The 12,963-nt window shown below is 73.4% G+C and carries 8 protein-coding genes; all 8 read right to left on the bottom strand.

Annotated elements, in window-relative coordinates:
- Positions 1 to 37: 37 nt before the first annotated feature.
- Positions 38 to 4,465 (bottom strand): cellulose synthase subunit BcsC-related outer membrane protein, encoded by a 4,428-nt coding sequence (locus ABTV91_RS17210; protein ID WP_433852527.1) that lies wholly within the window; start codon positions 4,463 to 4,465, stop codon positions 38 to 40.
- Positions 4,447 to 5,616 (bottom strand): cellulose synthase complex periplasmic endoglucanase BcsZ, encoded by a 1,170-nt coding sequence (gene bcsZ / locus ABTV91_RS17215; RefSeq protein WP_433852528.1) that lies wholly within the window; start codon positions 5,614 to 5,616, stop codon positions 4,447 to 4,449. Before bcsZ ends, ABTV91_RS17210 begins: the two co-directional genes overlap by 19 nt.
- A 2-nt stretch (positions 5,617 to 5,618) precedes the next feature.
- Entirely contained in the window at positions 5,619 to 7,937 is a 2,319-nt protein-coding gene (bcsB, locus tag ABTV91_RS17220) for a cellulose biosynthesis cyclic di-GMP-binding regulatory protein BcsB (RefSeq protein ID WP_433852529.1), read from the bottom strand.
- A complete protein-coding gene (gene bcsA / locus ABTV91_RS17225) occupies positions 7,934 to 10,084 on the bottom strand; it encodes a UDP-forming cellulose synthase catalytic subunit (RefSeq protein ID WP_433852530.1) in 2,151 nt (716 codons plus the stop codon). Before bcsA ends, bcsB begins: the two co-directional genes overlap by 4 nt.
- Positions 10,085 to 10,168: 84 nt before the next feature.
- Positions 10,169 to 10,486 carry a hypothetical protein gene (locus ABTV91_RS17230; protein WP_433852531.1) on the bottom strand — a complete coding sequence of 106 codons (318 nt, stop codon included), beginning with the start codon at positions 10,484 to 10,486 and terminating at the stop codon, positions 10,169 to 10,171.
- A gap of 22 nt (positions 10,487 to 10,508) precedes the next feature.
- Positions 10,509 to 10,967 carry a cellulose biosynthesis protein BcsD gene (bcsD, locus tag ABTV91_RS17235; protein ID WP_433852532.1) on the bottom strand — a complete coding sequence of 153 codons (459 nt, stop codon included), beginning with the start codon at positions 10,965 to 10,967 and terminating at the stop codon, positions 10,509 to 10,511.
- 275 nt (positions 10,968 to 11,242) lie between these two features.
- The gene (locus ABTV91_RS17240) at positions 11,243 to 12,079 is read right to left on the bottom strand and encodes a glycosyltransferase family 2 protein (protein ID WP_433852533.1); all 837 of its coding nucleotides are present in this window, start codon (positions 12,077 to 12,079) and stop codon (positions 11,243 to 11,245) included.
- Positions 12,076 to 12,939 carry a glycosyltransferase family 2 protein gene (locus ABTV91_RS17245; protein WP_433852534.1) on the bottom strand — a complete coding sequence of 288 codons (864 nt, stop codon included), beginning with the start codon at positions 12,937 to 12,939 and terminating at the stop codon, positions 12,076 to 12,078. The genes ABTV91_RS17240 and ABTV91_RS17245 overlap by 4 nt, the downstream gene beginning before the upstream one ends.
- Between the last annotated feature and the right edge of the window lie 24 nt (positions 12,940 to 12,963).

Consider the following 12,963-nt stretch of genomic DNA (forward strand, 5'->3'; position numbering starts at 1 on the left):
GCGCACCCGGCCGGCGGCCGGATGCGCCTTTCTCCCGTCATTCATCGCCGGCGTACGGCGAGCGCAGCGGCTGCGGCTGCCGGCCCAGGCCCGCGCCCAGGCGGTCGAGCAGGAAACGCAGGTAGAGGTTGGTGCCGAACTGGCGGTAGTCGCGGGCGTTGTTGAACTCCATGCGCCCGCCCAGGAACAGCTGCGAGGACAGCTGCCACTCGGCCGCGGCGCTCAGGTTGTAGGACACGCCGGTCTTGGTCTGGCCGTCGTAGACCGGCGCGACATAACGCGGGGTCAGGCCCAGCAGCGCGGCCAGCGAGGCCGCGTCGTAGGCTTCGCGCTGCATCGCCGGGTCCAGCGGGAAGTAGTCGGCAGGGTCTTCCTTGAAGTTCTGCACGCCGACGCTGGCATCGACCTGCCAGGCCAGCCGCTGCGCCGCGCTGCGCCCGTTCCAGTGCAGCGGCACGCTCACGTCCACGTAGCGCTGCGGGCTGAAATAGCCGCCGTGGCCGTAGGTGAAACCGCTGAGGTTGCGGTCGTACTGCATCGCGGTCAGGTTCAGCCCCGCGGTCAGCGACTGGTTCGCCGTTTCCAGCGCATGCACATAGACGCCCGCACCCAGTTCCTGGCGGTCGTTGTCGGCCACGTGGGTGCCCTGCAGGCGACGCCACGCCAGGCTCGCGTAGCCGCCGAGCAGGCCGTTGTCGACGGTCGCGGCCATGCGCGCGCCGGTCGCGGCGACGCCGCCCCATTGCAGGCCGTTGCGCGGGTCGGTGACGCCGGCGAAGGACAGCAGGCTGTCGGTGACCGCGCGCCGCGAGGCTTCGCCGGACCAGGTCAGCGCATCGCCGATGCGGCCGCGGTAGCCGACGCCGCCGACGATGCCCGATTCGCGGAAGCCCAGCGGCGTGGTGCCGATGTCGGCGCTGAAACCGCCCTGCTGGAAGCCCACCGACACGCCCGCGCCGCTGGCGTCCTGCGATCCCAGCCGGCGCGCGCCGGCGGCGTTGGCCACCATCGCGTACAGCGTGTCCTGGAAGGCCAGCGGCGTCTGCGACGCGCTGCTGCCGCCGGCCAGCGCCTTCAGCTGCGCCTGCTCGGCGGCGCTGAGTCCGCGCAGCAGCGCGGTGCTTCCCAGCACCTGCCGGGCGATGTCGGCGATGGGCGTGTTGCCCAGGTCGCGGCCGAGCATGTAGTCCGGCAGCGGATCGGCATACAGCAGTTCCAGCGTGGCCTGGCGGCGCTCGGCCGCGGTGAGCGTGGCATCGGTCTGGTTGAACAGTTCCTGGTAGCGGCCGTTGTCCAGCGCGCGTTCGTAGATCAGGTTGCGGGTGGCGGTGGTGGCGCCGTTGGTCAGCAGCGCCTGGTACAGGGACGAGCCGACCAGGTCGTCGACCGGCGCGCGGTCGGCGGCCAGCGCCCCGGACAGGGCCAGCTGCGGGCCGGCGCCGAAACGGCTGGCCGAAGCATAGGCGGCGTCGGCGCGGCCGGCGTCCAGCACCGTCGGCGTCACCGCGATCTGCAGCTTGCCGTCGCCGATGCCGAAGCGCGCTTCCAGCGGCACCTGCAGGTCGGCCAGCTGGCCCAGCCCGGCTTCGCCGTCGCGGCTGCGGTAGGCGGCACCGGCGGCCAGCGCGCTGCTGCTGTCGGCGCGCAGTTCGCGCAGCTCGTCGATCACGCCGCGTACCGGTGCCGGCGCCGGCAGCGCGCCGGCCAGCGGCGCGGAAGCCGCGGCGCGACGTGGCGCCGGTGCGGCCGCGACCGGAGCGGCGGGCAGCGCCAGCACCGGGGCAGGCAGGCCACCGGCATCCACCTGCGGCGCGGACAACGCGGCGGCGGCCAGCGGCGTGCCGGCGAGCGCGGCGACGCTGGCCGGCAGCGGTGCCGGGGCGGCGCGCAGCGCGACCGGTCGGGTGCTGCCGCGGGTGATGCCGGCGAAGGGATTGAAGGCCCGGCCGGCGCCGGCCAGCGCGGTGCTGGCATGGGGATAGCCGTTGTCCAGTTGCCCGGCGCCGCGCGCGGCGGCGGCGATGGCGGCCTTGAAATAACTCTCGGCGCGGCGGTTCCTGCCGGCCGCGCGGTAGAACCGCCCGGCCGCTGCCAGCACCTCCGGCGACTGCGGCGCACGCGCCAGCGCCTGTTCCAGATAGTGCTCGGCGGTGCCGAGGTCGCGCATCGCCGCGGCGCTGCCGGCGGCGGCCACCATCGCATCGGTATCGCCCGGCGCCAGCTGCAGCAGCTGCTGGTACAGCGCCAGCGCCTGGCCATGGTCGCCGGCGGCGGCGTACAGCCGCGCCAGCGCGGCGATGGTCGGCGGGTCCTGCGGTTGCTGCGCCAGCACCGGCGCCAGCACGTCGTAGGCGCCTTCCAGGTTGCCGAGTTCGCGCAGCGCGTCGACCTGGCGCAGCACGTAGCCGCTGCGCAGGTCCTGCAGGCGCGTGCGCTGCGAGGGGGTCAGGCTGGCCTCGCCCAGCTGCCGCAGCAGCGCCGCCAGTTCGGCGTCCTGGCGCGCGCGCAGCAGCACCTCGCCGTACTGCAGGCGGTTGTCCACGTCCGGGTTGCCCTGCATCAGCCGCTGCGCCAGCGCCAGCGCGCGCTGCTGGCTGCCGATGTCGGCGTAGGCGCCGGCCAGGGCGGCGGCGATGCCGGGCCGGGCGACGCGCTCGCCCAGCGCCGATTCGGCGCGGGCGAGCAGCAGCTGCGCCTCGCCGACGCGGTTGCCCTGCACCAGCGTGCGCGCCTGCGCGGCCTGCAGTTGCACCCAGGCGATGTCGTGCAGCGCGCTCATCTCCGCGTCGCGCGATGCCGCCGGGATCTTCTCCAGCAGCGCCCAGGCGCCATTCCAGTCGCCGCGCTCGCGGGCGAACAGCGCCTGCGCGAACAGCGCCTGCGCGAACAGCGCCTGCGGCGAGCCCTCGTCCTGCGCGCGCAGGCCGGCCATGATGCCGTCGGCCTGGTCCGGGCGTCCCAGGCGCTGGTAGAGGCGCGCAAGCTCCAGCCGCAGCCAGGGATCGCGCGGCTGCTGCAGCACCGCGTCCTCGAGTTCGATCTGCGCCATCTCCAGGCTGCCCGAGGCGATCGCCTGCTGGGCGCGGGCGCGCGCCAGGTTGGCGCGCAGCGCCGCGGCGCCACCGGCGCGTTCCTGCTGCTCCGGGGTCAGCCGTTCGAACAGCGCCGCGGCTTCGTCGGCGCGTCCCAGCCGGCCCAGCAGCGTGCCCAGGCCCTGCAGCGCGCCGGCATTGCCGGCATCCAGCCCGAGCGCCTTGCGGTAGCTCGCCTCCGCCGCGGCGGCGTCGCCCGCGCCGAGCAGGTCGCCCAGCAGCACGTGGCCGGTGGGCTCGTCCGGCTGCAGCGCGATGGCCTCGCGCACCTTCGCGGCCGCGTCCGGGCCCGGCTGCCGGCGCGCGTCCTGCAGGACCAGCCAGTAGCGGGCGGCGTTGGCCGCGCCGCGCCATTTGCCGTTGGCCGCGGCGGCCGGGCGCAGCAGTTCGGCGGCCTCGCCGAACCGTTCCTGGCGCAGCCGCACCGAGCCCAGTCCGCCCATCGCCTCGGTGTTCTTCGGCTGGGCGCGCAGCACCTGGGCGAAACGCGCCTCGGCCACCTCCAGCGTGCCGGCCTGCAGGGCGCGGAAGCCCTCGCCGAGCAGGCGCTGGTTCGGGTCAGGCGCCGCGTCCGCGCGTACCGCCTGGTCGCGCAGCTGCGCATGCCGCGCGGCGATTTCACGGTCGTCCGGTTGCTGTTCGAGGAAGGCCTGGAACAGCGCCGCGTCGGCACGGGTGGCGTTGAGCCACAACAGCGCCTGGCGCCAAGCGGCGCGCGCCGGACCGGCGGTGTCCTGGCGCTGGCTGAGCGTTTTCAGCTGGGCGATGCCCTCGCGCCGGCTCGGCTCGCGGTAGGTCAGCACCTGCGCCAGGGCGAGCGCGGCGGCGCCGTCGTTGCGGTCGGCGGCCACCCGTCGGCGCAGGCCGTCGCGCGCGCGCGCCCAGCCGTCCTGGGTGCCGGCCAGCACCTGATAGTACTCCAGCGCGAGCGTGTCCGGCGGTCCGCCGGCACCGAACACCTCGTCATAGGCCTTGATCGCCTCGGCATAGCGGCCGGCCGCGGCCGCACCGCGCGCCGCCTGCAGCGAGCCGGCGCCGGTGGCGCCGCCGCCGGCCAGCGCCGCGCGCAGGCGCGCGGTCTGCGCCGCCGACGGGTGCCGGGCCTGCAACTGCTGCAGGCGCCGCTGCGCGTCGGCGCGGCGCCCCTGGTTCAGGTCGATCAGGCCCAGGCCGAGCAGCGCGTCGGGCTGCGCCGGGTCGGCGGCCAGCAGCTTGCGCCAGGCATCGGCGGCCAGGTCCTCGCGCCCCTGGTCGAGCCAGTAGTTGCCCTGGTCGACCAGTTGCCGGGTGGAGGCGGCGTTCTGGCTCCAGGCCGGCGCCGTCAGCACGCACAGGCCGAGCAGGCAGAGGGGCTTCAGGTTTTTGCGGAACATGTGTGACTCCACGCGGGCAGCAGGCGCCCGTCGGCAGCGAAACGGAAACGGCGCTCCTTCCAACCGCGCCCGAACAGCACCAGGACGCGGTCGTAGTAGCCAAGAACGTCGGCCGCCGGGCCTGTCGCCGGGATGCGGCCGGCCTGCGCCTCCGCCATCGCCGTCTGGCCCAGCGCCGTCAGGTAGGGCAGCAGCGCGGCGGAAAAACCGGCCGGCGCGGTGCCGCTGGCCGCACCGCTGCGGGTCTGGATCTTCTCGGCGAAACCGCCCTGCGCGCGCAGCAGCCGGGCCGGGCCCGGCAGCGCGTCGAGCAGGCGCCGCCGCAGCGGTTCGCCGGCGTCGGTCATGCCCGCCCACAGGTAGCAGCGGATGGCGTCGTAGCTGCCGACCGCGCCCTTGCCGGGATCGGCCACGAAGGCCTCGCCGTTCCAGGCGATCCAGTCCGGCGCGAAGCCGTGCGGGGACGCCGCGCGCAGCATCGCCACGCTGCGTTCGGCCAGCCGCGCCCACGGGCCGCGCGGTTCGACCAGGGCGAACCGGCGCAGCACGAACAGCGGCAGGTAGCAGGGATTGAGGATCCAGCGGTCGCGCTGCACGAAGCCGCGGTTGCCGGGCAGCAGCATCGGCCCGAAGCCGGGCAGCTCGACCACTTCGGCGCCGCGCATCAGGCCCAGCACCTGGCGGCCGGCCTGGACCAGCCCGGGCCGGTTCCACAGGCGGCCGGCCTCGAGCAGCGCGTAGGCGATCCACAGTTCGCCGTCCGAAGCGGTATTGCCGTCGAGCACGCGCCATTGCCCGTCGCCGGCGCGTCCCCACAGCCACGCCGGCAGGTTGAGGTCCGGGCGCCCGCCGCACAGGTGGCGGCGCGTCCACGCCAGGACGCGGTCGAACAGCACCGGGTTGTTGTCCACCAGCGCGAAGAACAGCGCGTAGGACTGCGACTCGGACGTGCTGCGCTGGTCCGGGTAGGAAAAATCGATGACCCGTCCGTCGTCCTGCACGTGCCGCTGCACGAAAGCGTGCCAGTCGCGCCAGGGCGTGCCGCAGGCGATCGCCGCCGCCCGCGCCGGACAGGCGGCCAGCGCCGCCGCCGCGGCCACCAGGCCGAGCACGTCGCGCCGGGACAGCATGGCCGGAGCGCCCTCGCCCATGCTCAGCCCGCGACCTTCAGGCGCGCGCGCGCATGCCGGCGCAGCAGCCAGCCGGCCAGCATCGCCAGCAGCAGGCACGCCAGGCCCACGCCCAGCGCCATCCACAGCGGGTGGTGGGCGAAGAACCAGCGCAGGGCCAGCAGCGGCGGCAGCTCGCCGACGTAATAGGTCTGGTTGCCGGCCAGGCTGCGCACCTTGTCGCCGTGCAGCAGGACCACGCTGCCCTGGAAATCGCGCAGGCGCTCGGGATCGAACCACGCCTCGAACAGGCGGCCGGCGTGGCCCGGCTCGTCGGCCATCAGCGCCACCACGCTGCGGCCCTTGCGCAGCGGCGATTCGAAGCCCATCAGCAGCACGTCGCCCGGCTCCGGGCGCACGCCGGCTTCGGCCACGGTGGGCAGGTCGGTGCGGCGCGCGTCCGGCGACAGGAACGCCGGCACCTTGTTGAACAGCCAGTCGGACAGGCCGAAGCGGCGCACCTGCGCGCCGTCGCCGACCGGCATCGCCCCGGCCCAGCGCGCGAACAGCGGCTGGTTGCGGCGCGAGCCGAGCACCAGCAGGTCCTGGTCGGCGTGTTCGTCGACCTGGCGCGCCTGGATGAAGCGCGTGCGCAGCGCCGGATAACCGGTCGAGGCGCCCATGCGGCCCAGCAGCGCCAGCGCGTTGGCCACGTCGTCGCCGGTGGCATCGTCCGGCATCACCAGCGCGCTTTCGGACAGGTCGGCCAGGCGCGTGAACGGGAAGCCGGCGTTGCCGAAGGCGGCCAGGTTGGGCATCGCCATGTAGTGCGCGAAGCCGCTCAGGTCGATGGTGGAGGAGTCGTCGATCGACGCCGACACGTCCGGGAAGGTGTTCTTGCATTCCTCCGCGCGCGGGCGGTCGAAGAAGAAGTGGAAACGCAGCTGGCTGCTGGCCGACAGCGGCCCGGTCGGCAGCAGCAGCGGCTGCTGGATCGGCATCGCGCCGCGCGCGCCCAGCCTCTGCCACAGCTGCCGCGGCACCGAGGTGGCCAGCGGCCGGCCGTTGAGCGGCAGCGTGGTGACGAATGCGTCGTTGATGCTGATGTTCAACGCCGACTTGTCCGCGCCTTCGGGCAGCGTGTAGCGGTAGCGCAGGTCCACCGGGATGCCGTCCTTGCGCCACACGAACAGGTCCGGCGGCAGCTGCAGACCGATGCGGATCAGGTCCGGGTTGTAGCCGACCACGTTGAGCTCGCTGGTGCTGCGCACCAGTTCGGAGAAGCGCACCGGGCGGTCGCTGGGCACCCAGTTGGGCGCGTCGTAGGGCTTGCGCGGCGCGGCGTCCTTGACCTCGCGCAGCGTCGCGCTGGCGCCGGACAGCGGCGCGCCCAGCGCCAGCGCGGTCGCGGCCGCGCGCAGTTCGGCATCGTCGCGGCCGAGCACCAGCAGCAGCTTGCCGCCGGCATCGTTGGGGTTGGTGGCCACGGCCAGCGTCGGCCCGGACACGTCCAGCGGCGCCACGCCGGCCGGCAGGTTGCGCGGCGTCGCCACGACCACGGCGTTGCCGCGCGCCGGCACCGCGCCGGTGGCGACCGGGAACATCGCGCCGCGGTAGCCGGCCAGCGCGCCGAACCACGACGAGACGATGCCGGCGGCCTGCAGCTGGCCGCTGGCCGGCTGCCCGGCGAATACGAACGGCAGTTCGAGCCGGCGCGTATCGCGCGCGTCGAAGAACGGCACCGGCAGCAGCGCCAGGTCGTTGCTCAGCGGCAGCGGCAGCCAGCCCAGTTCGAGATAGCTGGCGCTGTCGATGTTGGCCCACAGGCTGGTGTGGTCCGGGTCCTCGCACTCGCGCGTGTAGTGGCCGATCAGCTGCAGGTTGACGCGGTTGTAGCCGGTGACCAGGCGCGGGTCGATGGCGACGTCGCGCTCGACCGGCCGCCCGGCCTCCTCCGCCGACACCGGCAGCGTCGCCACGGTCACGTCGTTGACGGTGACGCGCAGGTGCGACAGGTCGGGCAGCAGCGCTGGCGAGTAGGTGTACTTCAGGTGCAGCGCGGCGTGGTCGACGACCTGGTCGCTGCGGATCGAGAACGGAATGCCGGCCGTGCCCTGGATGCCGCGCAGCGTCACCTCGTAGTCCAGCCCCAGCTGCTTGAGCGTGGAGCGGCTGCGCTGCAGGGGCAGTGCCGTAGGCGCCGTCGGCGCTGCCGCCACCTCCGGCTGCAGGCCCGGCGGCAGCGGTGCGGGCGCGGGCGCCTGCGCGTGGGCGGCGCCGGCCAGCAGGGCCAGGGCGAACGCCAGCGAGGCGCAGCGCGCCCGTGCGGCGGGGATCGGCGAAGTGTGCAGGCAATGCTTCATGCGGTTTCTCCGGGAGCAGGCTGGGCATGGCCGTCATGCCGCCCCCTCGTGATGACGAATCGGCCCAGGCGGTGGAATCCGCGCAGGCTGGCGCGGAGCACGTCGGACAGCGAGCGCAGGAAGGTGTCGCGCTCGTGCCGGCCCCACAGCGACACCCAGATGTCGGCGCGGGCGAAGGTGGAGGCGATCAGCCAGCGCTCCCGCTCGATGCTCAGCTCGCCGAACTGCAGGCTCAGGCCCTGCGCGTCGCGGTCGTGGCGCACCAGGGCCGGCAGGCGTTGGCTGCGCTGGCGGTGGCGCAGCTCGATCTCCACCGGCGTATCGGGCTGCACCGGCTGCGGCTCGTCCAGGCGGATGGCCATGCCGCCGGTGGAGAAATCGACCGTGCTGCAGGCCAGCTCGCGCCCGTCGGGCAGGTGCAGCACCGCCTTCATTTCCAGCGGCACGCGGTGCGCGCGGCGGATCTGGCGCTGCTCGCTGCAGGTGGCGATGACCGCGCCGAGCATGATCATGTTGTAGAAGGTCCAGCCCAGGTTGAGCCAGATGGTGTTGACCTCGCCGCTGCTGTCGGCCAGCACCAGGCGGACGATGCCGGCGACCACGCCGACCAGGTTGAGCAGCAGCAGGAACAGGTACGGACGGGCGATCTGCGCGTCGAAGTAGCTCCTGTGCACCAGCCCGCCCTTGGCGGTGACGTTGAACTTGCCCAGGCGCGGGTTGAACACCGCCATCAGCGTCGGCCGCAGGATGTACCAGGCCAGCGCGGTCTCGTAGACCTCGTTCCACAGCAGGTGGCGGTGCGCGCCCTGGATGCGCAGGTTGGTCAGGCTGGCCTGCGCCAGGTGAGGCAGCGCGTAGGCGAAGATCATCAGCGCCGAGGCGTGGATGACGTGCGCGCCGAAGAACAGGAAGGCCAGCGGCGCGGTCAGGAAGATGATGCGCGGCAGCCCGTAGAAGAAGTGCAGCATCGCGTTGGTGTAGCAGATGCGCTGCACCAGGCTCAGGCCGCGGCCCAGCATCGGGTTGTCGACGCGGAAGATCTGCGCCATGCCGCGCGCCCAGCGCGTGCGCTGGCCCACGTGCGCCGACAGGCTCTCGGTGGCCAGGCCCGCGGCCTGCGGCACGGGGATGTAGGCGCTGCGGTAGCCGGCGCGGTGCAGGCGGATGGCGGTGTGCGCGTCCTCGGTCACCGTCTCCACCGCCACGCCGCCCACCTCTTCCAGCGGCGCGCGCTTGATCACCGCGCACGAACCGCAGAAGAAGGTCGCGTTCCAGGCGTCGTTGCCGTCCTGCAGCAGGCCGTAGAACAGCTCGCCTTCGTTGGGCACCTTGCCGAAGGTGCCGAGGTTGCGCTCGAACGGATCGGCGGAAAAGAAGTAGTGCGGCGTCTGCACCACCGCCAGGCGCGCGTCGTGCAGGAACCAGCCCATCGACATCTGCAGGAACGAGCGCGTCGGCACGTGGTCGCAGTCGAAGATGGCGACGTACTCGCCGTCGGATTTCTTCAGCGCGGCGTTGATGTTGCCGGCCTTGGCGTGGTTGTTGTTGGTGCGGGTGACGTAGTTGACCCCCACCTCCTCGCAGAACGCGCGGAACTCCTCGCGGCGGCCGTCGTCGAGCAGGTGGATCTTCAGCTTGCCCGCCGGCCAGTCCATCACCGTGGCCGCCAGCACCGTGGTGCGCACCACCGACAGCGGTTCGTTGTAGGTGGGAATGAACACGTCCACCGTCGGCCACCGCGACTGGTCCTCGGGCAGCGGCAGCGAACGCCGGTGCAGCGGCCAGGCCACCTGGAAGTAGCCCAGCACCAGCACCACGAACGCGTAGACCTCGGCCATGACCAGGCCGAAGCCGAGGGTCAGGTCGACCAGGCTGCCCATGCCCATCGTCTCGGTCAGGCGCCACCACATGTAGCGGCTGGACATGACCAGCGACAACCCCATCAGCACCAGCGGCACGATGCGGTTGCGGGCACGCCGCAGGCACAGCCCGATGGCGAACACCGCCAGCGAGAACAGCAGCTGCTGCGTCACCGCCAGCGGCACGGTGACGACGAAGGCGACGAGCAGCGCGCCCACCAGCACCAGCGCGGCCAAGGCAAGGCGTGCAAGGGCCTGCGAGCCCTCGGGCCTGATCGAAAGTCTCATGGATTTCCCCTGTGCGCCGCCCGTGCGGGCGGCCGTGCCGGCGGGGTCCGTCGCGGTCCCCTGCCCGGCGTTCGTGCCCTGTCCCTATTGCCTGCGCAAACGGAGCAGCGGGCTGTCGTCCGGTACCGCCGCGCCGGCCTCCGCCAGCCTGCGGAACAACTGCGACAGCGGCGTGTCCGCCTGCGCGGCGGGTGGCGCGGCGTCGTGCGCATGCCGCGCGTCGGCCGCCGCGTCCCCCGTCGCGGCATGTACCGCCCGCGGCGCCACCGCCGCCGGGGGCGGCAGCGCGGCTTCCGGGAATTCCCGGTATTCAGGCCGTCCCCTGCCGTCGCCAAGCTTCATGAACAGACCCGCCACATCGTCATCGCATTGCGGCGGGGCTGTCGGTTGATTCCTGCTCATGCCACGCGTACCTCGTCCATCGTCAGAACACCCGCGCCACGGTGAAGGTCGAAACGTCGCGGTCCGCGGTCGCCAGGTGGCGCACGTCGAGGACGGCGAGCATGCCGGCGCCGCGCAGCCAGTGGCGGTAGGCGCCCTCGAGGAAGCCGTGGTGCCAGCCGCCGCCCTGTCCCAGCGCCACGGCCAGCGGCGAGCCGGCGTGCACGATGCGCAGCTGGTCGGCGCGCTCCTCGAACGCCGCCCATCCCCACTCGCAGTCCGCCCACACCGCGTTGACCGACGCCTGCAGCGCTTCGACCGTCGCCACCGGCGGCAGGACGTGGGCGTCGGCGAACCGCTGGCCGATGCGCGCCATCAACCGCGCCGATTCCTCTTCCGGCAACGCCTGGTCGAACTCGGCCGCCATCGCCCGCAGGAACCCCCGCCATTGCCGGGCGCAGGAGCGGTCGCGGTAACCGTCGAGCAACGCCGCCGGGGTCACCGGTCCATCTCCTGGTGCATCCGCACCTCACCTGCGCAGCGCATGTCGCCTCCTGCGAAATCATGAATAGTGTGAATTAGATCACATTTTTGACCAAGACCGAGGGTCGCCCCGGCGCGGCGATACACACGGCCGCCCCATCGCTTTCCTCGGGGATGCGCACAGGAAAGCACACGACCGTAAGAGAACCACGGCGCGATGACGCCGCCTTTGCAGGCAGCGGCCGGATCGTCGCGGGAATGGAGGCGCCGGCCGCGTGGCCGCGCGAAGCGCCGTCAGCGGCGCAGCAGCAGCCTGGGCAGCTGCGCGGCCGCATGCGCCCAGATCGCGCACCACACGGCGGCGCGCACCGGCGCGGCGCGGCGCGGCGCCTCGAACTTGCGGAAATAGCGCCACAGCCCGCGGTGCTTGTGCCATTCGACGAAGAACGGCCGCGCGCGGCTGGACACGCCGCGCACGTGCAGCACGGCCAGTGCGTTGGCGATGGCCACGGTCGCCCCGGCCTGGCGCGCGCGCCGGCACAGGTCCAGGTCCTCGGCGTGCAGCCGGTAGCCCGCATCCCAGCCGCCGATGCGGTCGAACAGGGCGCGCGGCATCAGCAGCAGCGCGCCGGACAGCGCGGGCACCGGCTGCAGCGGCTGCGCCGGATCGGCCGCCACCGCCAGCCGCGCGCCGGCGGCCGGGTTGCGCAGCATCGCGGCGAAATCGGGGTCGCGGCGACGCACCGCCGCGTCCGGGCGGCCCTGCTCGTCCACCTGCTCGACGCCGAGCAGGCAGTCGCCCAGCGGCTGGCCGAGGTCGCGCAGGCGGGCCAGCGTATCGGCCTCCACCATCAGGTCGGGATTGACGAAGGCCAGCCACGGCGCGTCGCTGTCGCGCGCGCCCTGGTTGCAGGCGGTGGCGAAGCCGGGGTTGTCCGGATTGGCGATGAAACGCACGCGCGCGTCGGCCAGCGCGTGGCGCTGGACGATGCCGAGCGAGCCGTCGTCGGAGGCGTTGTCCACCACGCGGATCTGCGCCACGTCGCGCGCGCCGCGCAGCCGCTGCAGGCACTCGTCCAGCGTCGCGGCGCTCTGGTAGCTGACCACGACGACGGCGATCGCCGCGCTCACGGCGGCGCCTCCGCGGCCGGTTCGTCGCCGTCGCCGAACAGGTCCGGTTGCCGTGCCGGCAGCGCCGCCTGCTCGTACAGCTGCTGCAGCTGCAGGCGGTGCGCATGCAGCGGATCGTCCATCAGGAACCCGGCCAGGCGCGCGGTCCAGGTCGGCCAGCGGTTGCCCAGCACCTCCATGTCGCCATCGGCGGGCCGGCCCTCGGCGTGGCGGCCGACGAAGGCGTTGTCGCACAGCACGTTGCGCCAGCCCAGCCCACTCATGCGCAGGCTCAGGTCCACCAGCGCCGCGTACCAGGACGCGCAGCTCTGCGTATCCAGCCCGCCGGCGCGGCGCCGTGCGCTGCCGCGTATCAGCACCGCATGGGTGACGGCCGAGGGCAGCTCCGGGTGCAGCAGCGGCATCGCAGCGCAGGCGCGCGCCAGCCGCGCGGCATCGGGCGGCAGGGGATTCAGTTCGCCGGCGCGCGGCCACGCCACGGTCTCGCCGGCATTGCTCCACGGCGTGGCGGTGGCGATGGAGGCGTCGCGCGCGAGGCAGTCGCACAGGTGCTGCAGCCAGCCCGGCAGGGGCAGCGCGTCGGGCGCCAGCACCGCCACGTCGGCATCGCCGCAGGCCTGCAGCATCTGTTCCAGGTGGGCCGATTCGCCGATGGCCCGCGGGCGCCGGGTGTATTCGGCCTGCAACTGCGTACGTGCGAGCCAATGCTCGATCACCGCCTGCACGCGCGGCCCGCCCTGCGCGTCGTCGGCCAGCCAGACCGGCGTGCCGGCGGGCGTGGCGGTTTCCAGTGCCGCCAGGCAGGCATCGAGCGCCGCGTCGTCCACGCCCACCGGCAACAGGATCACCGGCAGGGTCATGCAGCGATCCCGGCATTGCATGCA

The organism is Stenotrophomonas nitritireducens (genome assembly GCF_050984405.1).
In the GTDB taxonomy this organism is placed as follows: domain Bacteria; phylum Pseudomonadota; class Gammaproteobacteria; order Xanthomonadales; family Xanthomonadaceae; genus Stenotrophomonas; species Stenotrophomonas nitritireducens_B.

What these genes read in the sequence shown, in the direction of transcription:
- ABTV91_RS17210 (WP_433852527.1), bottom strand. Translation starts at nt 4,465, where the DNA reads ATGTTCCGCAAAAACCTGAAGCCCCTCTGCCTGCTCGGCCTGTGCGTG.
- bcsZ (WP_433852528.1), bottom strand. Translation starts at nt 5,616, where the DNA reads ATGGGCGAGGGCGCTCCGGCCATGCTGTCCCGGCGCGACGTGCTCGGC.
- bcsB (WP_433852529.1), bottom strand. Translation starts at nt 7,937, where the DNA reads ATGAAGCATTGCCTGCACACTTCGCCGATCCCCGCCGCACGGGCGCGC.
- bcsA (WP_433852530.1), bottom strand. Translation starts at nt 10,084, where the DNA reads ATGAGACTTTCGATCAGGCCCGAGGGCTCGCAGGCCCTTGCACGCCTT.
- ABTV91_RS17230 (WP_433852531.1), bottom strand. Translation starts at nt 10,486, where the DNA reads ATGAGCAGGAATCAACCGACAGCCCCGCCGCAATGCGATGACGATGTG.
- ABTV91_RS17245 (WP_433852534.1), bottom strand. Translation starts at nt 12,939, where the DNA reads ATGACCCTGCCGGTGATCCTGTTGCCGGTGGGCGTGGACGACGCGGCG.